This window comes from Streptococcus sp. V728 (assembly GCF_052077995.1).
GTDB classification, from domain to species: Bacteria; Bacillota; Bacilli; order Lactobacillales; family Streptococcaceae; genus Streptococcus; species Streptococcus infantis_B.
The window spans coordinates 38,881-61,964 of the sequence record NZ_JBQJJH010000004.1 but is presented as its reverse complement, the minus strand read 5'-3'; the positions used below and the strand labels follow the sequence as shown (position 1 = coordinate 61,964).

General features: G+C 41.5%; 26 protein-coding genes. 3 read left to right on the top strand and 23 right to left on the bottom strand.

Going from position 1 to position 23,084, the window contains the following annotated elements:
- Nucleotides 1–16: 16 nt before the first annotated feature.
- The 15 genes from ACTO1Y_RS07000 to ACTO1Y_RS06930 form a co-directional block, all read right to left on the bottom strand.
- Nucleotides 17–616, bottom strand: coding sequence for a response regulator transcription factor (locus ACTO1Y_RS07000; protein WP_006154868.1), 600 nt, complete (start codon nt 614–616; stop codon nt 17–19).
- Nucleotides 617–1,714 (bottom strand): sensor histidine kinase, encoded by a 1,098-nt coding sequence (locus tag ACTO1Y_RS06995; protein ID WP_441348759.1) that lies wholly within the window; start codon nt 1,712–1,714, stop codon nt 617–619.
- Nucleotides 1,714–2,451: an ABC transporter permease gene (locus tag ACTO1Y_RS06990; RefSeq protein WP_006151291.1), complete on the bottom strand. Its 738-nt coding sequence runs from the start codon at nt 2,449–2,451 to the stop codon at nt 1,714–1,716. Before ACTO1Y_RS06990 ends, ACTO1Y_RS06995 begins: the two co-directional genes overlap by 1 nt.
- Before the next feature lies 1 nt (nt 2,452).
- The gene (locus ACTO1Y_RS06985; protein ID WP_441348758.1) at nt 2,453–3,337 is read right to left on the bottom strand and encodes an ABC transporter ATP-binding protein; all 885 of its coding nucleotides are present in this window, start codon (nt 3,335–3,337) and stop codon (nt 2,453–2,455) included.
- Complete coding sequence (locus ACTO1Y_RS06980) at nt 3,324–3,518, bottom strand: hypothetical protein (RefSeq protein WP_000709296.1); 195 nt, start codon at nt 3,516–3,518, stop codon at nt 3,324–3,326. The genes ACTO1Y_RS06985 and ACTO1Y_RS06980 overlap by 14 nt, the downstream gene beginning before the upstream one ends.
- Nucleotides 3,515–3,721 carry a hypothetical protein gene (locus ACTO1Y_RS06975; protein WP_025170070.1) on the bottom strand — a complete coding sequence of 69 codons (207 nt, stop codon included), beginning with the start codon at nt 3,719–3,721 and terminating at the stop codon, nt 3,515–3,517. The genes ACTO1Y_RS06980 and ACTO1Y_RS06975 overlap by 4 nt, the downstream gene beginning before the upstream one ends.
- Nucleotides 3,722–3,846: 125 nt before the next feature.
- Entirely contained in the window at nt 3,847–5,511 is a 1,665-nt protein-coding gene (locus ACTO1Y_RS06970; RefSeq protein WP_441348757.1) for a DAK2 domain-containing protein, read from the bottom strand.
- Nucleotides 5,512–5,513: 2 nt separating this feature from the next.
- Entirely contained in the window at nt 5,514–5,879 is a 366-nt protein-coding gene (locus ACTO1Y_RS06965) for an Asp23/Gls24 family envelope stress response protein (RefSeq protein WP_000216443.1), read from the bottom strand.
- Nucleotides 5,880–6,031: 152 nt separating this feature from the next.
- On the bottom strand, nt 6,032–6,220 hold the full coding sequence (gene rpmB, locus ACTO1Y_RS06960; protein ID WP_001140948.1) for a 50S ribosomal protein L28: 189 nt from the start codon (nt 6,218–6,220) through the stop codon (nt 6,032–6,034).
- A gap of 106 nt (nt 6,221–6,326) precedes the next feature.
- The gene (locus ACTO1Y_RS06955) at nt 6,327–7,001 is read right to left on the bottom strand and encodes a LiaF transmembrane domain-containing protein (protein ID WP_441348756.1); all 675 of its coding nucleotides are present in this window, start codon (nt 6,999–7,001) and stop codon (nt 6,327–6,329) included.
- A gap of 4 nt (nt 7,002–7,005) precedes the next feature.
- Complete coding sequence (locus tag ACTO1Y_RS06950; RefSeq protein WP_441348755.1) at nt 7,006–7,452, bottom strand: LytTR family DNA-binding domain-containing protein; 447 nt, start codon at nt 7,450–7,452, stop codon at nt 7,006–7,008.
- A gap of 118 nt (nt 7,453–7,570) precedes the next feature.
- Nucleotides 7,571–8,074 carry a phosphatase PAP2 family protein gene (locus ACTO1Y_RS06945; RefSeq protein WP_441348754.1) on the bottom strand — a complete coding sequence of 168 codons (504 nt, stop codon included), beginning with the start codon at nt 8,072–8,074 and terminating at the stop codon, nt 7,571–7,573.
- A 97-nt stretch (nt 8,075–8,171) separates the two neighbouring features.
- Nucleotides 8,172–9,932, bottom strand: coding sequence for an ABC transporter ATP-binding protein (locus ACTO1Y_RS06940; protein WP_006151339.1), 1,761 nt, complete (start codon nt 9,930–9,932; stop codon nt 8,172–8,174).
- On the bottom strand, nt 9,922–11,691 hold the full coding sequence (locus ACTO1Y_RS06935) for an ABC transporter ATP-binding protein (protein WP_004250538.1): 1,770 nt from the start codon (nt 11,689–11,691) through the stop codon (nt 9,922–9,924). Before ACTO1Y_RS06935 ends, ACTO1Y_RS06940 begins: the two co-directional genes overlap by 11 nt.
- A complete protein-coding gene (locus ACTO1Y_RS06930; protein ID WP_004250536.1) occupies nt 11,675–12,136 on the bottom strand; it encodes a MarR family winged helix-turn-helix transcriptional regulator in 462 nt (153 codons plus the stop codon). The genes ACTO1Y_RS06935 and ACTO1Y_RS06930 overlap by 17 nt, the downstream gene beginning before the upstream one ends.
- A gap of 208 nt (nt 12,137–12,344) precedes the next feature.
- Between ACTO1Y_RS06930 and ACTO1Y_RS06925 the strand changes: the two genes are divergently transcribed.
- Nucleotides 12,345–13,019 (top strand): hypothetical protein, encoded by a 675-nt coding sequence (locus tag ACTO1Y_RS06925; protein WP_006151326.1) that lies wholly within the window; start codon nt 12,345–12,347, stop codon nt 13,017–13,019.
- A 45-nt stretch (nt 13,020–13,064) separates the two neighbouring features.
- On the opposite strand, the gene ACTO1Y_RS06920 is transcribed toward ACTO1Y_RS06925, so the two are convergent.
- Nucleotides 13,065–13,781: a YebC/PmpR family DNA-binding transcriptional regulator gene (locus ACTO1Y_RS06920; protein ID WP_000532896.1), complete on the bottom strand. Its 717-nt coding sequence runs from the start codon at nt 13,779–13,781 to the stop codon at nt 13,065–13,067.
- A gap of 96 nt (nt 13,782–13,877) precedes the next feature.
- On the bottom strand, nt 13,878–15,248 hold the full coding sequence (locus tag ACTO1Y_RS06915; protein WP_235083523.1) for an MATE family efflux transporter: 1,371 nt from the start codon (nt 15,246–15,248) through the stop codon (nt 13,878–13,880).
- Between the two features lie 108 nt (nt 15,249–15,356).
- On the opposite strand from ACTO1Y_RS06915, the gene ACTO1Y_RS06910 reads away from it, so the two are divergent.
- The gene (locus ACTO1Y_RS06910; protein WP_235083524.1) at nt 15,357–15,911 is read left to right on the top strand and encodes a GNAT family N-acetyltransferase; all 555 of its coding nucleotides are present in this window, start codon (nt 15,357–15,359) and stop codon (nt 15,909–15,911) included.
- Nucleotides 15,912–15,954: 43 nt separating this feature from the next.
- Here the strand turns inward: ACTO1Y_RS06910 and recA are convergent, their stop codons facing one another.
- The 6 genes from recA to ACTO1Y_RS06880 all read right to left on the bottom strand — a co-directional run bounded on the left by recA (nt 15,955) and on the right by ACTO1Y_RS06880 (nt 22,038).
- Nucleotides 15,955–17,103, bottom strand: coding sequence for a recombinase RecA (recA, locus tag ACTO1Y_RS06905; protein ID WP_006149620.1), 1,149 nt, complete (start codon nt 17,101–17,103; stop codon nt 15,955–15,957).
- 54 nt (nt 17,104–17,157) lie between these two features.
- The gene (locus ACTO1Y_RS06900; protein ID WP_006149651.1) at nt 17,158–18,414 is read right to left on the bottom strand and encodes a competence/damage-inducible protein A; all 1,257 of its coding nucleotides are present in this window, start codon (nt 18,412–18,414) and stop codon (nt 17,158–17,160) included.
- A gap of 79 nt (nt 18,415–18,493) precedes the next feature.
- Nucleotides 18,494–19,567 (bottom strand): glycopolymer--peptidoglycan transferase LytR, encoded by a 1,074-nt coding sequence (lytR, locus tag ACTO1Y_RS06895; RefSeq protein WP_441348753.1) that lies wholly within the window; start codon nt 19,565–19,567, stop codon nt 18,494–18,496.
- Between the two features lie 4 nt (nt 19,568–19,571).
- On the bottom strand, nt 19,572–20,093 hold the full coding sequence (locus ACTO1Y_RS06890; protein WP_006149646.1) for a GNAT family N-acetyltransferase: 522 nt from the start codon (nt 20,091–20,093) through the stop codon (nt 19,572–19,574).
- Entirely contained in the window at nt 20,083–20,526 is a 444-nt protein-coding gene (gene tsaE, locus ACTO1Y_RS06885; protein WP_025169951.1) for a tRNA (adenosine(37)-N6)-threonylcarbamoyltransferase complex ATPase subunit type 1 TsaE, read from the bottom strand. The genes ACTO1Y_RS06890 and tsaE overlap by 11 nt, the downstream gene beginning before the upstream one ends.
- A 90-nt stretch (nt 20,527–20,616) precedes the next feature.
- Nucleotides 20,617–22,038 (bottom strand): NCS2 family permease, encoded by a 1,422-nt coding sequence (locus ACTO1Y_RS06880; RefSeq protein WP_006149586.1) that lies wholly within the window; start codon nt 22,036–22,038, stop codon nt 20,617–20,619.
- A 193-nt stretch (nt 22,039–22,231) separates the two neighbouring features.
- Here ACTO1Y_RS06880 and ACTO1Y_RS06875 point away from each other — a divergent pair, with 193 nt between their 5' ends.
- Nucleotides 22,232–23,044, top strand: a complete 813-nt coding sequence (locus ACTO1Y_RS06875) for a Cof-type HAD-IIB family hydrolase (RefSeq protein ID WP_006149640.1) — start codon at nt 22,232–22,234, stop codon at nt 23,042–23,044.
- Nucleotides 23,045–23,084: the final 40 nt, after the last annotated feature.

Here is a 23,084-nt window from a genome sequence, read left to right as displayed (position 1 = left end):
TTTTCTTTCTCCCCCCTCACAACCAGCCTTCTTCTTCGGCAGTTTTGGCTGCTTCGGTTCGGTTGCTGGCGCCTAGTTTGGAGAGGATATTGGTCATGTAATTACGAACGGTACCGTTTGAGAGGTAGAGCTTGTCCGCAATCTCTTGGTTGGACAGCCCCTGTGCTACTCCATGTAAAACAGCTACTTCCTGCTCGGTCAAGGGATTGGGATGGGTCATCATGACTTCCATCAGCTCTGGAGAATATTCCTTGCGCCCCTCTAACACCGTATGTAGGGTTTGCATGAGTTCGGCGATGCTTCGCTCTTTCAAGACATAGGCGTCGACTCCTGCTTTGACCGCTCGTTCAAAATAACCTGGACGTTTAAAGGTCGTAACGATAACCACCTTGGTTTCAGGCACTTCTTGTTTGATCCACTCGAGAGCTTCGAGTCCTGTCTTGACTGGCATTTCGACGTCAAGGATGGCAATATCTACTGCTTCTTTCCCCAAAACCTCAATAGCCTCGGCTCCATTCTTCGCCTGCAGAACAGTCTCTACATCTGGCTGAAAGCTTAAGAGCTGGCACATGGCGTCTCTAAGCATACTTTGATCTTCTGCGACTAATACTTTCATCTACTTTCTCTCCTTATAAGGCAGATGCACGCGCACCTCTGTTGGACGTTTCAAACTGACCAGCTCTACTTGACCTGAGAAGGCTGCAACACGATCTCGGACTGTATGGAGTTCATTTCCTTTTACAGTTGCAAAACCTTTCCCATCATCTCTGACCGTCAATAGCAATTCCTGATCTGTACGTTCCAGTTTTAGATAGGCTTTTTCAGCACTGGCATGTTTGATGATATTGGTCGCCAGTTCTAACAAAATCATAGCAGCCGTCGACTCCACATCCTGGGTCAGGCTAGCCTTGTCCAATTGATTGTCAACCTCAACCTCAATTCCAGCAATCTCCAGCATCTTTTTGACAGTTTCAAGCTCTGATGCTAGAGTCCGTGATTTCAGATTTTCCACGATGGTTCGTACTTCATTCATAGAATCCTTGCTGATCTGGTGAATTTCTTTTAATTCCTTCTCCACCTGTGGATAGGCCTGCATCTGAAATAACTGCAAGGCTAAATCTGTCTTGACACTCAGCATAGCAAAGGTATGCCCCAGACTATCATGCAAATCCTGACCGATACGACTGCGTTCATTTTCAGCAAGCAATAAATTTATCTGAGCATTTTGCTTGGCCTGGGCTTCTTTCAAATCCTCGACAATGCGAATCCGAACCAAACCCAATGTCATCAAATCGACAAAAGTAAGAATCCCAAGCTCAAAGGCTACAGCCTCAGTTTCGACTGACTGAAACATCATGAGTTGTCCAACAACAAGAACTTGAGCAAGGAGAAAAGTCCAGACATGAAGAGGACGTAAGCTACGCACTCTAAAATGATAAATCAAGAGATTGGCAAGGAAAAAGAAGAACCAGACATAGTTGCCATAAATAAAGACGGTATTCCCAGCTACATAGGCTAGCATGATAATCCAAAAGAGCCAGGATAATCGCTGGCTCTTGGTTGTCAAAACGCCTAAGTAAGCCACCACAAATAGAATATCAACTAGTAAATGCCAGCTAGGAATTTCCCCAACTACTGCAGAGAGGATAGGGAAAACCATAAAAATCAAACTGGCCCAAAACATATAGTGTATGCTTTTCAGTCTTTCAAGCATTAAGCATTCTCCTTATGACCTTGAAGGTAAATAGTCAAACCAAATAAAACTGCTGAAAAAACAAGTAGATAAACTGTGGATGATAAATTGATGCCTCCCTCGTTTAAGAAGGTCTTGAGCAATTCCATCAACTGATAGGTTGGTAGACACTTCCCGATTGCTTGCATCCAGTCTGGAAATAAAGTGATGGGCATCCAGAGTCCGCCTAAAACAGCCAAGCCTAGATAGAGAAGATTGCCCACGACAGACATCAGCTGACTAGACGGTAAGAGTGTCAGGATCAAACCAAGCGCTACAAAGGCTATACTTCCCGCAATCAGCAAGAGCGCAGCCCCAATCCAGCTTCCTAAAGGCATATCCACACCTCTGACCAAGTGCCCAACTGAGAAAACAACCAGGATTGAAACCAAATAATCAACCATCATACTTGTTATCTTTGATAGATAATATTCTACCATATTTACTGGAGTATGGCGTAATGTTTTCTGCCAGTTGTTGATTTTATCGGTATGTAAAACAGCTGGGAATGAAAACATAGCTGTCGACATCATAGAAAAGGCCGTCATAGAGATAAGGTAGTCGCGCATAAAATTAGCTGGCCCATCTGGTGTATCCTGGTACATGCCTGAAAAGAATAAATAGAAGGCCGTCGGCATCCCTACGGATAATAGATAATAGACTAATTGTCGTTTGGTCAATAGAAATTCGATCTTGTTTAGTGCGATCCATCGTTTCATCTTAGTCATCTCCCTTTTGTGTTTCTTCAAAGATTGTATCTAGCAAGCTACGGTTATTGACTTCAATTTCTTGTATCCTACAGCCTGCCTGGACTAACAGTTCCCAGAAAGCATCTGCTTCGCGTGTAACTACTTGCAGGGCATCTTGTTTTTGTGACCAGTTTTCAACCAAGTTAGACTGTTCGACGACTTCCTTGTAAGCTAGAGGTAGGATGAAGTGCTTTTCAATCTCCTCACTGCGCATGGCTAGAGGTGTCGTATCACGAATCAACTCTCCCTTATTTAAGACCAAAATCCGGTCCGCTGTATGCTCTACTTCCTCAATATAATGAGACGAATAGAGAATGGTGACTCCCTGCGCTTTTAAGTCTTGGACAATTTCCCAAAAACGTTGACGGGTTGAAGTATCCATGGCCGCAGTTGGCTCATCTAAAAAGACAAGCTTTGGTCGGCCAATCAAGGTCAAGACAAATGAAAAGAGACGCTTTTGTCCACCTGACAATTTTTCCGCCAACTGCTCTTTTTGTTGCTTGTCAAACTGCAATAGTTGATCGATTTCCTGGTTGTTCAAGGGATTTGGATAAATGCTTTGAAAGAAAGCAATCAACTCTTTAACCTTTAATTTCTGAACAATGACATTTTCTTGAGGGAGGTAGGCTCTGGTGTAGTCTAACTGAGAACTCTTCACTGGCAAGCCTTGGATGGATACTTGACCGCTGGTGACTAGTTTATCTCCAAGCAAACAGTCCAAGAGTGTTGTCTTACCGGCACCATTTGGACCAATCAAGGCGACGCATTCGCCCTCTGCTACCTCTAAGGAAATATCCTTCAAAATAGCCTTGCCCTTGATGTTCTTATTTAGACTTTCTACCTTAATCATGTTCATGATATTCTCCTTTCAACCACTCCTTCCCCATCGGAAAGGCGATAAAAATCATAAATCCTAGACCCCAAGCACCGCGAATGACTTGGTGAAGGAAGGCTTGGTCAAACCACCCTGTAAACATTTCGACCAACCATACCACTAGTGATAGTGCAATAAAGAGATAGAGAATCGCTTTTTTCATTTTTCAAACTCCTTTTTCACATCTGAGACCAATTTCAAACCTTCTCGGATCAACCAAGACATCATACCAAATCCTGCAAATAACTCCCAAGGAAAATGATAGAAGCCTTCGTCCAATCCTGAAAACATGAGATAAGTCATGACTCCTGCTGCTACTAAACTCATTGCGACAATTACTTTATGTTTCATTTTTTCTTCCTCCATTTGATACATCTAGTATAATTCTTTGAAGGTAGAATCACTAGAAGCTTCTGTCATTAGGAAATATGACAAATGTCACAAAAAAAGAAAGTTGAGAAATCAACTTTCTTTTTTCTATTATTTAATCTTTATTCCACACTGAAAAGATATGGGTAAACTGGTTGTTGACCTTGGTGAATTTCTACTTCAACATCTTCGAATTCTTCTGCGATTTCTTGAGCAATTTCATTTGCCAATTCTTCACTTCCGTCTTCTCCGACATAGAAGGTTACGATTTCACTGTCTTCGTCCAACATGTGTTTCAAAGTTTCAGTCAAGGTTTGGTGCATATCAGGGTTTGATACGAGGATCTTACCATCAACCATACCAAGATTGTCATTTTCATGGATTTCCAAACCATCGATAGTTGTATCACGAACGGCTGTTGTTACACTACCACTGATGACATCGCCAAGGGCTGCAGTCATGCGTTCTTTATTTTCTTCGATTGATTTGCTTGGGTCAAAGGCAAGAAGACTAGTCAATCCTTGAGGAATTGTACGAGCTTCTACCACAACAGCTGGTTGTTCCAATACTTCAGCTGCAGATTGAGCTGCCATGAAGATATTTTTGTTGTTTGGCAAGAAGATGATGTTGCGAGCATTAACTTGCTTAACAGCCTTGACGAAGTCTTCTGTCGAAGGGTTCATAGTTTGTCCACCTTCGATGACATAATCCACACCTTGGGCACGGAAGATGTCTGCCAAGCCTTGTCCAGCTACTACTGCGATAAGGGCATATTCTTTTTCTTCAGCTGGTTTGCTGACTTGAGCTTCTTTTTCTACTTGCGCTTCGTGTTGGTTACGCATGTTATCGACTTTAACCTTGACCAAGCTACCATATTTGAGACCTTCTTGCATAACAAGGCCTGGATCTTCTGTATGGACGTGAACTTTAACGATTTCGTCGTCATTGACAACAAGTAGAGAATCCCCAAGATTGTTCAAGTAGTTACGGAACTCTTCGTAGTCAAACTCTTTAGCATAAGTCGGACCTTGTTTAAGGGCAACCATGATCTCAGTACAGTAACCAAAGGTAATGTCTTCAGTTGCCACATGTCCAGCTACAGATTTGTGGTGTTCTGCATTGATCATCTCACCCATATTGGCTGGAGTAGCTACAAAGTCTTCAGACGCACTGTATTCACCAGTAAGAGCTGAAAGGAATCCTTCATAGATAAAGACCAAACCTTGACCACCTGAGTCCACAACTCCAACTTCCTTCAATACTGGAAGCATTTCTGGAGTTTTGGCAAGGGCTGCTTTAGCTCCTTCTAAGGCAGCGCGCATAACTTCAACTGCGTCATCTGTCTGTTCTGCTTTTTTCTTAGCACCGATGGCAGCACCACGTGATACGGTCAAGATAGTTCCTTCAACTGGCTTCATAACAGCCTTGTAGGCTACTTCAACACCTGATTGGAAGGCAAGAGCTAGGTCTTTCCCTGTTAACTCTTCTTTTGTCTTGATGGCTTGTGAGAACCCACGGAAAAGCTGAGAAGTGATAACTCCTGAGTTTCCACGCGCACCCATCAAAAGACCTTTAGCCAAGATACTTGCAGCCTCTCCAACTGTTGAAGCTGGTTTGTCTGCGACTTCTTTAGCACCATTTTCGATCGTCATCCCCATGTTTGTTCCTGTATCTCCATCTGGAACTGGAAAGACGTTCAATGAATTGACATATTCGGCTTGCTTGTTCAAACGAGTTGAAGCAGCCTGTACCATTTCTTGAAATAAGCTTGTAGTAATATTTGACACGATTATTCTCCTACAACTTTGATATTTTGAATGTAGACATTCACAGTTTGCGCAGTGATTCCAAGTTGGTTCTCTAAACTAAAGCGAACACGCTCTTGGATGTTTTTTGAAACTTCACTGATTTTTGTACCGTAGCTCAATACAGTATATACATCAACTGCAATACTACCGTCTTCAGCTGCTTTAACGACTACACCTTTTGAATAATTTTCCTTACCAAGAAGGGCTTGGAAATTATCTTTGAGGGCATTTTTACTAGCCATACCGACTACACCAAAAATTTCAGTTGCTGCACCACCTACAACAGTAGCGATCACATCATCAGTTAGTTCGACTTGACCATCTTTTGTATTAATTTTTACAGTCATTTTTTTTACCTCAACTAGTTGATACTCTATTTTATCATATTTCAGCCCAACTGTAAAAGCAGAATGATGTATCATCGGATTTTTGCTTGATTTTTCAAATGATTTCAGCTTTCGAGCAAAAGAAAAAGACCTCGTCGGTCTTTTCATGTTTATTAAACGCGTTCTACTTTTCCTGATTTCAAAGCACGAGCTGAAGCCCAAACTTTTTTAGGTTTACCATCGATAAGAACAGTAACTTTTTGAAGGTTTGGTTTTACGGCACGTTTAGTTTGGTTCATCGCGTGTGAACGGTTGTTTCCTGATACAGTCTTACGACCTGTAAAGTAACATACTTTAGCCATTGTGTTTTCCTCCTATTAGATCTAATATAGCGGATGTGCTAGCACCACATACCGTACTATGTTATCACACTTTCTCCATTTTGGCAAGGGAATTGGAAGACTTTTTTTATTTAACGTAGACGACACCAAGTTTCCCGAAAGCTACGTCTCCACGGATAATCAAGGTTTTGCTCGTTGGGGCTACAGGAGCGTCTGCCTTGGCTGCTCCACAGAAAGTCTCCACTTTCAGATCCACTCTCCAGTGTTGGGGAACATAGACAACTGCATTCCCAAATCCGACTTCTATCTTCAAGGTTGCGCTATCACCTAACATCTCTGCATTGTCATAATAAATCTTGGCATTCCCAAATCCGACTTCAAACTCGTCTTCTACCAAATCTTGGTTCTGCTTGTAAAAAGTTCCGCTACCAAAGGCTACTTCCTTTTCTGTAAGGATAGTCTTTTCACCGTCATACCACCATTTTTTCCCATTCCAAGTCCGATTAGTATGAGTCAGCATACTAACTCCGAGCACGATTAGAATTCCTGCCCAAAACAGTGATTGATTGGGGATCGGTAAAATGTCATAAAAATGATTGGCAATCAATAGGGCTATAAAAGCTGTAAAAACTGCTGGTGTCAAACGACGGCGAAGCAAAGCATCAACTGATTGATAGGCAAAAAATCCAATACCAATCAAGGGCCAAATCTGCCCTCCAAATGAAGGGATTCCAAAATTCCCCTGTAACAATACTAAAGCTGCCAATACTAGCAACACAATACCAAATGCTTTCTTTTTCATCTTCTTACCTCATGTTTCTTAGATTTTCTTTTAGGAGGGATTGATAGTGCCGTGACACATGAACCTCCTTGTGGGTCTGATAAAAGGAAATAGTGCCTGTCCCTGAGAAGGACTTGTCCACCGAGTAGACCTGCAGAAGATTGGCAATGGTCGACTTGGATACCCGACTGAAATAGCGAGGCAGGATAGCCTCTAACTCATAAAGCTTGAGTCGAACCTCGTAGGCATCTTTCTGGGTATGGGCGTAAATCTTGCTACCTTCTGTCTCAAAAAAGAGAATTTCTGACAAGTCTAAGTAATACTCCCCCGTCCCCTTATAAAAAATCAACCTAGGAGCCTTGGTTTCTTGCAAGAGTCGTTGCAAGTCAGCTATTTCAACTGTCAGTGCTGCAGCCTTGATGACAATCTCTGTCTCAGTTAATTCACTATCAATCTCGATTCGTAACTTCATCCTATCTCCTTTCTGCATCTACTATACCAAAGCCCATAAGACTTTACAAGGGCAAAAAAGCAAGTGGTCACTTTTGACCCGTAAGTGGTTACGAGCCCAAGCCCACTTGCTTTGCTTTTTACAAAATAAAGAATAGAATTCCCCAGATGAGCCCACAGGCATAGCCAACTAGAACATCCTTGGGATAATGAACGCCACCCAAGACTCGCACCAGACCGAGAAGAGCTGACAAGACCAACAAAATCAAGCCCACAGGCAGATTTGCGTGCAGACAAGCCATGGAAATGATGGTTGCTGAAAAGACATGGCGGCTGGGCATTGAATTGCCTGCACTATCCTTGTCTAGTAGCGGGATAATTTCCCAAGCCTCATAAGGACGCGGTTGATTGATCCACTTACGAACTAGCGTTAATAGGACAAAGCCAGAAGCCGGCACCATGATATAGGTGGCAAGGTCTTTCCCCAAGCCTTTGCTGATAAAGCTTGCTCCCAGTAAGGTCAAGTATGCCAAGGGCATCAGGACTGTCATCATGCGATTAAAAACACGCATCAGTTGCAAAAGCTGTGGATGTCTAAGGAGATTTGATTTCCTTTTATCATACCACTCTTGATAGTTTTTCATTATTTCTCGATATTCCTATTCTTTACACAAGAAGCCTGTTAGCTTCTCCTACTCTAGTATAGTGTAGAAAAAGAAGGCCGTCAAGCCTTCTTTTAGTTTATTCTTCTACTTGGTCTTCTGTAAATTGACTATTGTAGAGGTCAGCATAGAAACCACCTTGAGCCATGAGCTCATCGTGATTGCCTTGCTCAATGATATTTCCATCTTTCATGACAAGAATCAAATCAGCATTACGAATAGTTGACAAGCGATGGGCAATGACAAAGGACGTACGTCCCTCCATCAAACGGTCCATGGCTTTCTGAATCAACTCCTCTGTACGTGTGTCGACTGAAGATGTCGCTTCATCAAGAATCAAGAGCGGTGCATCCTTGAGAAGGGCACGAGCAATGGTTAAGAGCTGTTTCTGTCCGACTGACAAGGTCACTGTATCATCTAAAACAGTATCGTAGCCATCTGGTAGAGTCATGATAAAGTGGTGGATTCCTACTGCTTTTGCTGCTTCAATCATTCGTTCATCACTAATCCCTGTTTGGTTGTAGATGAGATTATCACGAATGGTTCCTTCAAAGAGCCAAGTATCCTGTAAAACCATTGAGAAGGCATCGTGTACTTCTGAACGTTTCATAGACTTGGTATCCACACCATCAATGCGAATGCTTCCCTTATCAATCTCATAAAACTTCATCAAGAGATTAACAATAGTCGTCTTCCCAGCTCCAGTTGGTCCAACAATGGCAATCTTTTGCCCTGCATGAGCTGTCGCAGAAAAGTCATGAACGATGGTTCGCTCAGGTGTGTATCCAAAGGAAACTTGATCAAAGACTACTTCACCTTTCGTATCAGTCAATTGTGTTTCCTTATGAGATTCATCTTCCATCTCAGCTTCACTTAGAAATTCAAAGACACGGGTCATAGCTGCACTGGCTTGTTGTAAGCTGGTAATCCCTTGGGCAATCTGTGATAAGGGTTGAGAGAAGGTACGAACATAAACCATAAAGGCTACGATAATCCCAATACTGATATGGCCTTCAAGAGCCAAGGCAGCACCGACGATAACAACCAAAACATAACTAAAGTTTCCGACAAAGAACATAGCAGGCATCATGATGCCAGAAATAAACTGAGACTTCCAGATACTATCATGTAGATTTTGATTCAATCCTGCGAATGTTTCTTTAGTTGGTTCCACAGCATTATAGCTGGTCACAACATTGTGGCCAGAGTACATTTCTTCTACATAACCGTTTACGGCTGCTAGGTTGTTTTGCTGGGCTTTAAAGTAACCCTGTGACTTAGCCATAATCACTGAAACAGCAGCAAAACCTACAAGGGTTGAAACAACTGTTACCAATGCCAAAATCCAGTTCATGCCAAACATGGTAATCAAAACAGCAATCAGTAGAAAGCTAGCTGAGAGAACCGTTCCCAGACTTTGATTGAGGGACTGAGCCGCCGTATCGACGTCATTGGTTACACGAGAGAGAGTATCTCCTTGAGAATGACGGTCAAAATAAGCAAGAGGCAAACGATTAATCTTTTCAGCGATAGCCGTCCGCAAGCGTTTTGAAAAATGTTGGATACTCGTTGAAAAAATATAGGCTTGTGTATAGTTGAGAATGGCACCAAGCACATACAAAATAGCTAAAAAGCTGGCGATACTTGACACAGCTACCAAATCGATTTCTGTAGCCAAGCCATCTGAAATCAAGTTGGTGATTTCCTTAATCTTAGTTGGTCCATAAACCGTGATGATGCTTGAACATACAGCCGCCACAACCGCAACTAGTAGAGGAAGTTGGAGACCTGCTAGAAAAGGTTTATATTGTTTCCAAAAGGACATCTTCTTATTTTCCATGTTCCAATTCCTCCTTCGATAGTTGTGAATAGGCAATTTCTTGGTAAACTTCGTTGGTCGCAAGAAGTTCCTTGTGGGTGCCTTGTCCCACGACTTTACCTTGATCCAATACTAAGATCAAGTCAGCATCCATAATTGTTGAAATACGTTGGGCAACGATTAACTTAGTCATAGATTGCGTTTTTTCAGCTAATTCTTGGCGCAAGATACGATCTGTCTTGTAGTCCAAGGCCGAGAATGAATCGTCAAAAATGAGAATTTCTGGCTTACGAGCCAAGGCACGCGCAATGGCCAAACGTTGTCTTTGACCTCCTGAGAAGTTAGTCCCACCTTGAGCCACTTCTGAGTTTAGACCTGCTTCCTTATCTTCGATAAAGCTTTTAGACTGGGCCAACTCAAGAGCTTGCCACATAGCAGTCTCGCTTAGCGGAGTTTCTGGACTCTTACCAAAGTCGAGATTGCCCTTGACATCTCCAGAGAAAAGGACTGCTTTTTGTGGGATATAGCCGACTTTATTCCGCAAATCTTCCAAATCATAATCCTGTACATTGACACCGTCCACTAGGATTTCCCCATCAGATACATCATAAAAACGAGGCAAGAGGTTCACAAGCGTAGATTTACCAGAACCAGTTGATCCGATAAAGGCAATGGTTTGACCAGCTTCTGCCTTGAAGCTGACATGTTCCACAACTGCTTCTGAGTTTTTAGAATAGCGGAAGGTGACATCACGGAATTCCACTTGACCTTGAATAGAAGAATCTGCCGTCTGTGGTTGACTAGGATTTTCAATAGAAGAATGCAAGTCTAGCACCTGATTGATACGTCCTGCAGAAACCAAGGTACGAGGAAGGACGAAAAAGAGAGCACTCATGAGCAAGAAGCCCATCACGACCTGCATGGCATAAGACATGAAGACCACCATATCACTAAAGAGTGGTAGACGGTCTGTCAGGCTAGCATCGTTGATGATATAGGCACCAATCCAGTAAATGGCTAGACTCAAGCCACTCGAAATCGCCATCATAATAGGATTCATAATCGCCATCAAACGGTTGACAAAGAGATTAAGACGAGTGACTTCCTCATTGGCTTCTTCGAATTTCTTGTCTTGATAATCCTCGGCATTATAAGCACGCACCACTCGAATCCCTGTCAAACTTTCACGAGTAATACTATTGAGTTTATCTGTCAATTTTTGGATGACAGATTGTTTTGGAAAGGCCAGAGTCAGGAGAACAGTAGTCATCAGAACATTAACGATAACAGCAACCACGACTGCCCAGAGCCAGTACTCAGACTTCCCAAGGATTTTTCCAATGGCCCAGATAGCCATGATTGGTCCACGAGTGACCACCTGGAGTCCCATGGTAAAAAGCATCTGAACCTGTGTGATATCATTAGTCGTCCGAGTCAAGAGACTTGGGATTGAAAAACGTTTGATCTCTGTCTGCGAGAAATCTAGAACACGATTAAAAATATCACTTCGTAAATGAGTTGTGTAAGACGCTGCAACGCGAGCGGCAAAAAATCCAACAGTAACGGATGAGAGAAAAGCAAGTAGAGACAAGCCTATCATCTTAATGGCTGGTGACCAAAGTGCGTCCAACTGCGTACCTGGAGTTCCAAGTAGTTCTGTAATTTCTGAAATGTAAGTCGGTACTTCTAACTCTAGATAGACCGAGAAACAGGTAAAGAGGACAGTCAAGAGAATCATTCCCCACTCTTTTCCTGTGATACGTTTAGCGAGTTTCTTCATTCTTACCTCCCATTTTATCTACATTAGCCTGTAGTAGACCCATGACTTCTTCAAAAACAGCTAGTTTTTCCTCAGAAATTCCATCAAGTAGACTACGGTCAATTCGATCAAAGAAAGACTTGATTGGCTTCATCTGAGAGCGTGATTTATCCGTCAATCGAACGTACTTGGCTCTCTTGTCATTTGGACTCACTTCCAATTCCACCAAACCATTTTGTACCATACGCTTCACTAGATTGCTGGCGACTGACTTGGTGATATTGAGTTCCTGCTCAATATCCTTGATTAACACCGCCTGTTCAGACTCCTCACGATAGTCTAAAAATCGTATAACTTGGCCCTGCGGTCCGCCCATAAATTCAATACCACAACGCTTGGCTTCCTGTTGCACCATAAGGTGAACCTGATGACCAAAACGTTTAAAAGCTAACATTGGCTTATCCATGATTGCTCCTTTTTACATATAAATAGTTCTCTAGAGAACCAATTAGTTTTCATGAGAACTATTTTATCACTTTCAAATAGGATGTCAAGAAAAAAGTTCTTATGAGAACTATTTTATTTAAAATTGACATTAGGGCTCATTTTATCTATAATAAACACTATCTTACACGAATAAGATTCCACCCTGACTAGAAATGAGAAAGCCACAAATGAAACAAAAAGAAGAGAAAATCTTAGGAATCATTGCTATCATCTTGGGAACCCTTGCACTTCTCGGATCCTGGTTGCCAATTATCAGCGTACTATCTTTTTTCTTTGCTATTATTGCAATAGGTCTAGGTGTTTTTGGTATCATCCTCAATCTCCAGAACCGTAAAATATTGGCGATTATTGGTACCGCTCTAGGCATTGGATCCATTTTCCTTGTTTTGACAACGCAAGTACTCCCTTCTGGTGTTTTTACCGACTTGGCTAGAAATTTTCGTCACCCATACAGAAGTTTAACCTCTTTAACAGAAGATGACGATTTTGGAACGCTACCAAATAATAGCATCGATGAGGATGAGGACGACGAGGATACCGATTCCTTCACTTGGACCAAGGAACAATTCGATGCTTTGATAGAAGGTGATACTGCAAATAGAGGAAAAGGGGGCTCCAACTATAAAGATATTATCAGCAAGCATGGCCAGCCAGATTCTGAAATTGAGTCAACTTCAGGCGACTATGAGATTAAAAAAATCTCCTATGTCTCACTCGGTTCTAATACTAAGACAGTTGTACTGACTTTCGTGAAACAGGAAAATGGCCAGTTTCTTCTCATCCGTAAATTTGCCCTAGGATTAGACAGAACAGCGCAAACTGATGATGGAGTAAGAGTCTAAGATAACTAAAAAGCGAACAGACTTAATAGTCTGCTCGCTTTTTTATTAGAATCCATCTACGTTTGTGTAGATTTTTTGTACGTCTTCGTCGTCTTCAAGGACTCCGTAGAGTTTTTCAAATGTTTCCAAATCTTCGCCTGACAACTCAACTTCTGATTGAGGAATCATTTCCAATTCAGTTACTTGGAATTCTTCAATACCAGATTCACGCAAAGCAACGATAGCCTTGTGAAGATCAGTTGGAGCTGTGTAAACAGTGATTGTTCCTTCTTCTGCTTCTACATCGTCTACATCAACATCTGCTTCAAGCAAAAGCTCAAAGATCGCATCAGCATCATCACCTGCAAAGACGATAACACCTTTGTTGTCAAAGAGATAAGACACAGAACCTGAAGCTCCCATGTTTCCACCGTTTTTACCAAAAGCAGCACGGACATTCGCAGCTGTACGGTTAACGTTTGAAGTCAAGGTATCAACGATCAACATTGAACCATTTGGCCCAAATCCTTCGTAACGTCCTTCTGTAAAGGTTTCGTCTGTATTTCCTTTCGCTTTATCGATAGCCTTATCAATAACGTGTTTTGGCACTTGCGCTTGTTTGGCACGATCGATAACGAATTTCAAAGCAGTGTTTAGTTCTGGATCTGGTTCACCTTTTTTAGCTGCTACATAGATTTCTACACCAAATTTTGCATATACTTTAGAGTTAGCTCCATCTTTAGCCGTTTTCTTGGCTACGATATTGGCCCATTTACGTCCCATTAGGAATCTCCTTTATTCACATTTTAATCTTTCTTATTATAACACAAGTCTAGCTGATTTTCACTAGAGGAAATGGATTTTCTTTTGTAAACCAGGCTAAGATTTTCCACCGACTGCCACGATTTTCTTACCTTCTTTTATCCAAGGGTGTTGAGAGAGGGAGAAGTAAAGTTGAACGGTCATAACAACCCAGAGTAGCGGTTCACATAGGATAACTCCAGTATAACCTGTCCAAGGGATGATCCAAGCCACGAAAATAATTTTCCCAAACAACTCGATAAAGCTAGATACGAGGGGCAAGAGTTTTTGCCCTAACCCCTGCAAGCTATTTCTATAGATCAATAACAGGCTTAAAAATGGATAGAACACCGAACTAATACGCAGGTATAAAGTCCCGTTTTCAATCAGGTAGCCGTCTGTCGAACTTGCCAGGAAAGAAACTAGGCTAGGACTTGCAAAAAATAGGAAAACACAGGCAAAGGTTGCCCAAGACATACTCAAATAACTCCCTATACGAAGTCCTTGGACGATACGTTCGGGACGTTTTGCCCCAAAATTTTGAGAGATAAAAGTTGTCATGGAAGCTGAAATAGCTGTCATTGGCAGTAAGGCAAAGGCCATGATTCGGCGTGCTGCCGTTTGAGCACTGATAATGACTGCTCCAAAACTATTGACAGAGGATTGCAAGATGACACTTCCGATAGAGACGATTGATCCCATCAAGCCCATAGCTAACCCTTGCTCTAAAAGGTCAACATAGAGAGCCTTATTCCATTTGAAATGTTTGAGACCTGGAAGAAGCTCTGGAACACTCTTGCGAATATAGAAATAACAAAGGATTGCTGACAAACCTTGCGAGATAATGGTTGCAAGACCAGCGGACTGCACACCTAGCTGCAATTGCGTAATAAAATACAAATCTAGAATTACATTAATAATGGCTGAAAAGATAAGAAAAGCAAGCGCCGCAAGGCTATCACCAATCGATCGTAGCAATCCTGCAAAGAGATTATAGGCAAAGCTAACTCCCACGCAACTAACAATCATGGAGATGTATTCGTAGGATTGGGGGAGAATTTCTGCAGGTGTTTCTAGGTACTGCAAAAGTGGATAAAGACCAAAGAATCCCATCAGCATGACAAGACCACTCAGGATGGCACCCAAAATCCAAGTCGCCGCGACAGCTTCCTTAATCTTAGCGAAATTACGAGCACCGTAAAGACGAGCGATAACAACTCCCATCCCATTTCCAACTCCGAGGGCAAAACCGATAATTAAATCAAAAATGGCTGTCGTAGCTCCAACTGCCGCCAAGGAATCTTGTCCTAAAAAACGCCCCACAATCAAAATATCAGCTGTATTGTATAGTTGCTGAAAGATATTGGATAGTAAAATTGGTAAAGCAAAACTAATCAGTGAAGGAAGGATGGGACCATGAATCAAGTCCACCGTTGATTTTTTATTCATAAGGGTATTATATCAGCTTTCTAGTAGAGGAACAAGGGAGCTTCATTAAGAAAGCGTTGCCTAGATACAAACAATCTGGTATAATCGTGACAGAAAAGGAGGGTAGGTATGACCTTAACCAGCCAGTTAATTACAGATGTATTCCCAGACCTTGAAAAAGTTGAACAATTAAACAAGGAAGCCTTCCCTGAAGAAGAACGCGTCTCTTTGGAAGAATTTTTAAGTTACCAAGATAGAGATGACGCCCACTTTTTCGCTTTTTATAACGAAGAGGAATTTGTCGGCTTTGCCTTTGCCATTTCAAATCAAAAAGCTTTCTACATTAGCTTCTTTGCTATCATGCCCCATCTCCGTAGCCATGGATACGGGAGAGAAATCATTGAAAAACTCATTGATTTTTACCAGCGTACTATGATTCTTGAAGTGGAGCGATTGGACGAAGACTGTGATAATCTCGAACAACGAAAGGCCCGCATGGACTTCTACTTACAAAATGGTTTTAAAACTGCCAATGCTTTTTTAGAATACGAGGGAATGAGTTTTGAAATTCTCTACCGTGGTGACCATTTTGATGAAGAAGCCTATCGCAACATCTTTCAAAAATTGCAAGAAGAGAATTACTTTGACTTTCGCATCAAATACCGACGTTTTAGCGAACATTAGTTCTCATGAAATAAAAAAGTAGCAGTTCTCTGCTACTTTTTTTTTATTCTTCAATTTCGATTTCAAGAGCATCGCCCAAATCAAGAGTCACTTCTTGGTTAGAACTTGTTTCTGTTGCTGAACTTGCTTTAGAGCCTTCTTCCTCTTCGATCAAACCATATTGAACACGAACTTGGTGGTCAATTTCATCAAAGATTTCTGGATGATCTGCCAAGTATTTCTTCGCATTTTCAGAACCTTGTCCGATTTTTTCACCCTTGTATGAGTACCAAGCACCTGCTTTTTGGATGATATCCAAATCACTAGCAATCTTCAAGAGTTCACCAGTTCTAGAAATACCTTCCCCGTACATGATTTCAACAAGAGCTTCTTTGAACGGTGGAGCAACCTTGTTTTTCACAACTTTAATCTTAGTTTCTTTACCGACGTTAGTATCTTTTTGGTCGCCAGTTCCCTTAATTTGTGTGCTTCCACGAACGTCTAAACGAACTGAAGCATAGAATTTAAGGGCACGTCCACCAGGAGTTGTTTCTGGATTACCAAACATAACTCCAACTTTTTCACGCAACTGGTTGATGAAGATAGCAATTGTTTTTGTCTTGTTGATAGAAGCACCAAGTTTACGCATCGCCTGGCTCATCATACGAGCTTGAAGACCAACGTGGCTATCTCCGATATCCCCATCGATTTCCGCACGAGGTACAAGAGCTGCAACCGAGTCAATAACGACAAGGTCAACTGCACCTGAGTCAATCAATTTCCCTGCAATTTCAAGACCTTGCTCACCTGAGTCTGGTTGTGACAAGAGCAATTCATCAATATTCACTCCAAGAGCTGCTGCATAGGCTGGATCGAGCGCGTGTTCCGCATCGATAAAGGCTGCAATTCCACCTTCTTTTTGTGCTTGTGCTACAGCATGAAGGGCTACTGTTGTCTTACCTGATGATTCTGGACCGTAGATTTCAATGATACGTCCCTTTGGATAACCACCTGAACCAAGTGCAATATCAAGAGCCAAAGAGCCTGAACTCATCACTTGTACTTTTTGCTCTGCGCGTTCACCCAAGCGCATGATTGAACCCTTACCGAAGTCTTTTTCAATCAATTTAAGCGCATCATTCAAAGCTTTTTCACGATCAGCTCCAAATTTTTTCCCAATTTCATCTAATTTTTTTGTTGGTTTTTTCGCCATTTTGTTCTCCTATATTTTAATGATTCTAAGGACCTTCTTCTATTATATCAAAAGTCAGTCACTTAATAAAGCTTTGCGAACTAAGTTAAACGCATGCATAACTGCAATCTTACGAACATCCGCTCGGCTTCTTCCAGCTATATTGACTTGAATGACTTCGGTACCTGATGCTTGAGATAGGCCGATGAAAACTGTCCCTGCTGGATGCCCTTCTAGGCTATCCGGACCAGCTACTCCTGTCAAGCTAATCCCAAAATCTGACTGGGTTTTGAGGCGTGCCTGCTCAGCCATTTTTTCCGCAGCAAATGCTGAAACGACTCCATATTCTTCCAACTCTACTTTTGGAATGTCTAACATCTTAGCTTTTTCTTCCAGGCTATAAGTGACAAAACCACCTTTAAAGATTGTTGATGCTCCCGAAAAGTTTGCCAAAGTCGCTTGGAAAAGCCCTGCTGTTAAACTTTCTGCAGCTGTGATGGTTTGCTTTTTCTTTTTCAACTCCTCAACAACTACGCTGGCTAGACTCGCTTCTTCGCCATAACCATAGCAGATATCCTTTAAAGCAACCCCTTCAAAGGTCTGACGTGCAAGGATCTTTTCCTCCAGATTATCTAAGGCCTTTTGAGCCTCGTCTTGACTAGTGGCCTTGGTTGACAAGCGCAGAGTCACCTCTCCCGTTTTTGCATACGGTGCTATGGTTGGATCCGTCTGCTCTTCAATCAAATCTGATAAAATCGTCACTAGCTGGCTCTCACCAATGCCAAAGAAACGTAGCACACGTGAGTACAACTTAGCTCCTGTTGTCAATCTTGGTAGTAGCTCATTTAAAACCATTGGTTTCAGTTCACTTGGCGGACCTGGTAGGACAACATAAGTCACGCCATCTACCTCAATCATACCACCAACTGCTAGTCCTGTTTCATTTGAGAGTGGGATTGACCCCTCAACAATTTGAGCTTGGCGTTCATTATTTGGAGTTCGAGCATAGTCTGGGCGATGAGCAAAGAAATCATCCAGTTTAGCCTGTGCTTGAGCATCAAAAGTCAAATGACGCCCTAGAAATTGAGCCAATGTTTGTTTGGTCAAGTCATCCTCTGTCGGCCCCAATCCTCCCGTTAAGATAACCAGATTACTACGTTTCTGAGCAATCTCCAACAGGGATATGAGTCGAGTTTCATTGTCTCCCACGGCCGTCTGGAAGTAAACATCGACTCCGATTTCAGCTAACTTTTCAGACAAAAACTGAGCATTGGTATTGACAATTTGACCAGTTAGAATTTCTGTCCCAACAGCTATTATTTCCGCTTTCATTTTTTCCTCCTACTTATCTATTCGAATTTCTTTGAAAAAATCGCAGGAAAATTCCTACGATTTCAGTATTTATTTCTTATTATTCTGGTTGCTCTTGCTGCACTTGATGCACTTGTTGTCCTTGCTGTTCCTGATCTGCAATAGGTCCGGTTGTTTGTGGCAAGCGGCCATAAATATTTTCATACAAGACAACATTTGTCTCTAATTCCGTAACTTCTGGTTTGTCCAATGAACGACGCAAAAGATTTTGCATCTCTAACATATGAGCAGATGACACGATTTGGTAGGATGTCCCATCAATCATTGCATCCTCTCCACGCAACTGTTGAGATTCAATGTTTTTAAAGGAATCTTGGTAACCCATCAACTGAGGAATGGTTGTTGTCGTAATCTCGATATTTGTCTGCATATTATCGCTAAGAGCCTTCAAAATTTCTTGGTAGTGGCTAACACTATTCAAACTTAGAATCTTCTCAACAATCTTTTGAATGACTTCGCGCTGACGTTTCTGACGACCGTAATCCCCTTCTGGATCTTGATAGCGCATGCGTGAATACACCAGCGCCTCTTCACCATTTAGAGTTTGCTCTCCAACGCCGATAGAAATCGTATTAAACGGTTCTTGATCTTGGATAGAGATAGGGAAACCTAGAGTGTTGTTTACTGTGATTCCACCGACAGCATCAACCATTCTTTGAAGGCCATGCATGTTGACCATCACATAACGATCGATGTGGATATTCATCATTTTTTGAATGGTTGAAATAGCAAGTTCTGCTCCACCATCAGCATAGGCGGAATTGAGTTTCGCTTCTTTAACACTACCGTCTGGTTGTTGGATTTGTGTCAGAATATCACGTTCCAAACTCATCATAACAACTTTCTTGGTTTTAGGATTTACTGTTACTAAGATCATCGAATCACTGTTACCCGCCCATGGGGCTGTACGTTCAACGTTCCCCGTATCCACACCCATCAGTAGGATTGTCAGGGGTTCAGTTGCCTCGATAACCTTCGTTTCTTCCCCGATTTGTTTATAGGTTTTAGCTAGAGTCTGTGTACTTTGTTGGTAGATCGTATAGGCATAAGCTCCCACACCAAGCACTGTCACAAGGACAAAGCCTAAAAACATTCCGATTATTTTTTTTGCCATATATTTATTTGTCTATCAGTCGACCCATTTGGTAAACGTCAAGAAACTCTCCTCCCTCTATACAAGCACCACGTTCCTGTAATCCTTCTATGATGAAGCTCATCTTTTTATATAGATGAACAGCCGCAAGATTGCGTTTTTGAACTGTCAATTGTAAACGTCGAATACTAGCACTCGATTTGGCCCATTCAATAGCTTCTTCCATGAGGATACTACCGAGGCCATATCCCCAGTATGCTTTTTTAATTCCAAGAAAGACATCACCAATATGTCGAACTCTCGGACGTTGATCCGCCGTTATATTGATGACCCCTGCTAGCTCATCATTTAAAAAAGCTAGTAAAGTAATTTGATTGTCCGATTGGGCCTGCTTGTCAATAAAATGCTGCATTTCTGATGCAGTCATTGCAATTCCGTTTTCATCCAGACTGGTAAAGCTAGATTCTTGACCAATCTGATCCAAAAGTGCAATAAGAACCGAAGCATCTTGGACTTCTGCTTCACGGACTAAAAGATCATACTCCATCCGTCAACCTCTGTAAGAGCTCTGTTGCTCGTTGGCCACGGGCATGAAAGACAACTTCGCGTCCGTCACCATCTTTGAGAATTTCTAATTCCAGATATTCTGCCGGAAGAGCTTCTCCTAATAGATGCCCCCACTCAATAACAGTCACACCTGATCCAAAAAGAAATTCATCCAAGTCGATAGAATCTGCGTCCCCTTCAATACGATAAACATCCAAGTGATACAAGGGTAGACGACCTTCATATTCTCGAACAATGGTATAGGTAGGACTCTTAATCATTTGATGAATCCCTAGACCTTTAGCTAGACCTTTTGTAAGTGTTGTTTTCCCCGCACCTAATTCTCCAGTCAAAATCAATACATCATTTTTCTCTAGTAAAGAACCTAACTCTTGTCCAAGAGCAATGAGTTCATCTTCATTTTTTATGTGCATGTAATCATTATACCAAAAAGTTTTCTTTTGCGACATTTCTACTAATAAAAAAGGAGGAGAATCCTCCTTCTTTTTTTAAAGTTTTTATCATTAGTTAAGAGCCATGCTGATGTAGTTCAAGATGAACAAGGCATCCAAAATCCAGATCATGACATGGACTTCTTTGATTTGACCTTTAACAATCTTTGTCAAAGTGTAAGTCAAGAAACCAACGGCAATTCCTTGAGTGATTGAGTAGCTGAATCCCATAAAGATAGAAGTGAAGAAAGCTGGAACAGCTTCTGACATATCATCCCAAGGGATATTTTTCAAGTTAGAGAGCATCATAATTCCGACAATAATCAAAATTGGTGCAGTCGCAGCTGTTGGAACAATCGCTAATAGTGGGCTAAAGAAGCTAGATAAAGCAAAACAGATAGCAACAACTAAGGCTGTCAAACCAGTACGTCCACCAGCACCGATACCGGCTGCTGACTCAACATAAGTCGTAACGTTTGAAGTACCTGCAATGGCACCAATTGAAGTTGCTACCAAATCAGAGTAAAGAGCTTTATCCAATTTAGCTGACTCATGGTTTTCACCACTTGTCGCTACGATACCTACTTTTTCACCAGTACCGATAAGTGTACCAATAGTATCAAAAATATCTGTCAATGAGAAGGCAAGAATGGCCATCAAAGTTTCTGGTAAGCGAGAAGTGTTTGAAATCAAAGATCCTAAACCTTCTGAACCAAGAGCAGCACCAAACAAAGTTCCTAGGTCGTTAACTGCTGATGAAAGATTGTTGCTAGCGAAGTCAATCCCTGACACATTAACAAGACCAACTGCAATGGCAAGAACAGTCGTTGTTAAAATAGAAAGGATGATCCCACCTTTGATACCTTTAACAACAAAGAAGATAGTAATAGCAAGACCTGCAAGAGCTACCAAAACTGCTGTAGTATTGAAATCTACTAATCCTGGAACGGCTGAAGCATTTGCAGTAATCGCCGCTTGAGCCTTATCTGCTCCTTCACCTGCTACAGTATAAGTACCTGGGTCAATTGAGAATTTCAAAAGACCAGCATTCTTAATACCAACGTAAGCAAGGAAAACACCAATACCAGCTGAAATTGCTGAGCGAAGTGTTGTAGGAATAGATTCAATGATCATTTTACGAACATTGGTCAATGTAATAATCAGTGAAATAACTCCACAGATGAAGACCATCCCAAGAGCTTCTTTCCAAGTATAACCCATCCCAAATACGACGGTAAAGGTAAAGAAGGCGTTTAGTCCCATACCCGGGGCTTGTGCATATGGCAAGTTAGCATAGAAAGCCATCATCAAAGTTCCCACAACAGAACCGATGATTGTTGCCAAGAATACACCTTGAACAGGCATTCCTGTTTGTGAAAGCATTTGAGGGTTTACAAAGAGAATATAACTCATTGCAAAGAAAGTTGTTAAACCAGCAAGAACCTCTGTACGGACGTCTGTCCCGTGCTCTTTTAGTTTAAATAATTTGTCCATTTTTAATCTCCTTTGTCATTTTACGAACAATATGACTATTATAACACCAATCATTCATCTTTTCAAGGTATTTTTACTGAATTATAAAAATCTTATCCGATGCTATTCTTCGTTTTACTTATTGTCAGCTTTTCTAGCCACTTTTTGATATAATAGAAAACATCTTATCTGAAACTAGATTCGGGAGGATTTTATGACTAAAAAAATGATTGCCGTCGATTTAGACGGAACTCTACTCAACTCTGAAAGCAAACTTTCTGACTTTACTATTGAAACAATTAAGAAAATCTCTAAAAAAGGCCACCAAGTCGTTATTGCAACTGGGCGCCCTTACCGAATGGCCAAAGATTTTTATAACCAACTTGAACTCGAAACGCCTATGATTAACTTCAACGGTTCACTTACTCATCTGCCAGGTAAGACTTGGAAACATGAAAAGTGTCTGACTGTGGACAAAAAATACCTCTTGGATATCGTAAAACGAAAAAAGGAGATTGAGGCAGACTTTATCGCTGGTGAATATCGTAAAAAGTTTTACATTACGGCCCCAGACCAAGAAATCGCCGATCCCAAATTATTTGGTGTTGAAAACTTTCGCCCTGAAAATCAATTCAAGTCTGACTTAGTGACCAAGGGGCCTAACTGTATTTTATTACAAACTAGGGCTGACGATAAATATGCACTAGCAGAAGAGATGAACAGTTTTTACAAGCACCAACTCAATATTAACACTTGGGGTGGTCCTTTGAACATTCTAGAATGTACTCCAAAAGGTGTCCACAAGGCTTTTGCCCTCGAATACCTTCTCAATGTCATGAATATCGACAAACAGAATTTGATTGCCTTTGGTGACGAACACAATGACCAAGAAATGCTCTCTTTTGCAGGTAAAGGCTATGCTATGAAAAATGCAAATCCTGCTCTCTTACCTTTCGCAGACGAGCAATTACCATTAACCAATGAAGAAGACGGAGTCGCTCACTTTTTACAAGAACGATTCCTATAAATCATAACCTATAAATCAGTAGTTCTATACTTTTGGCTAA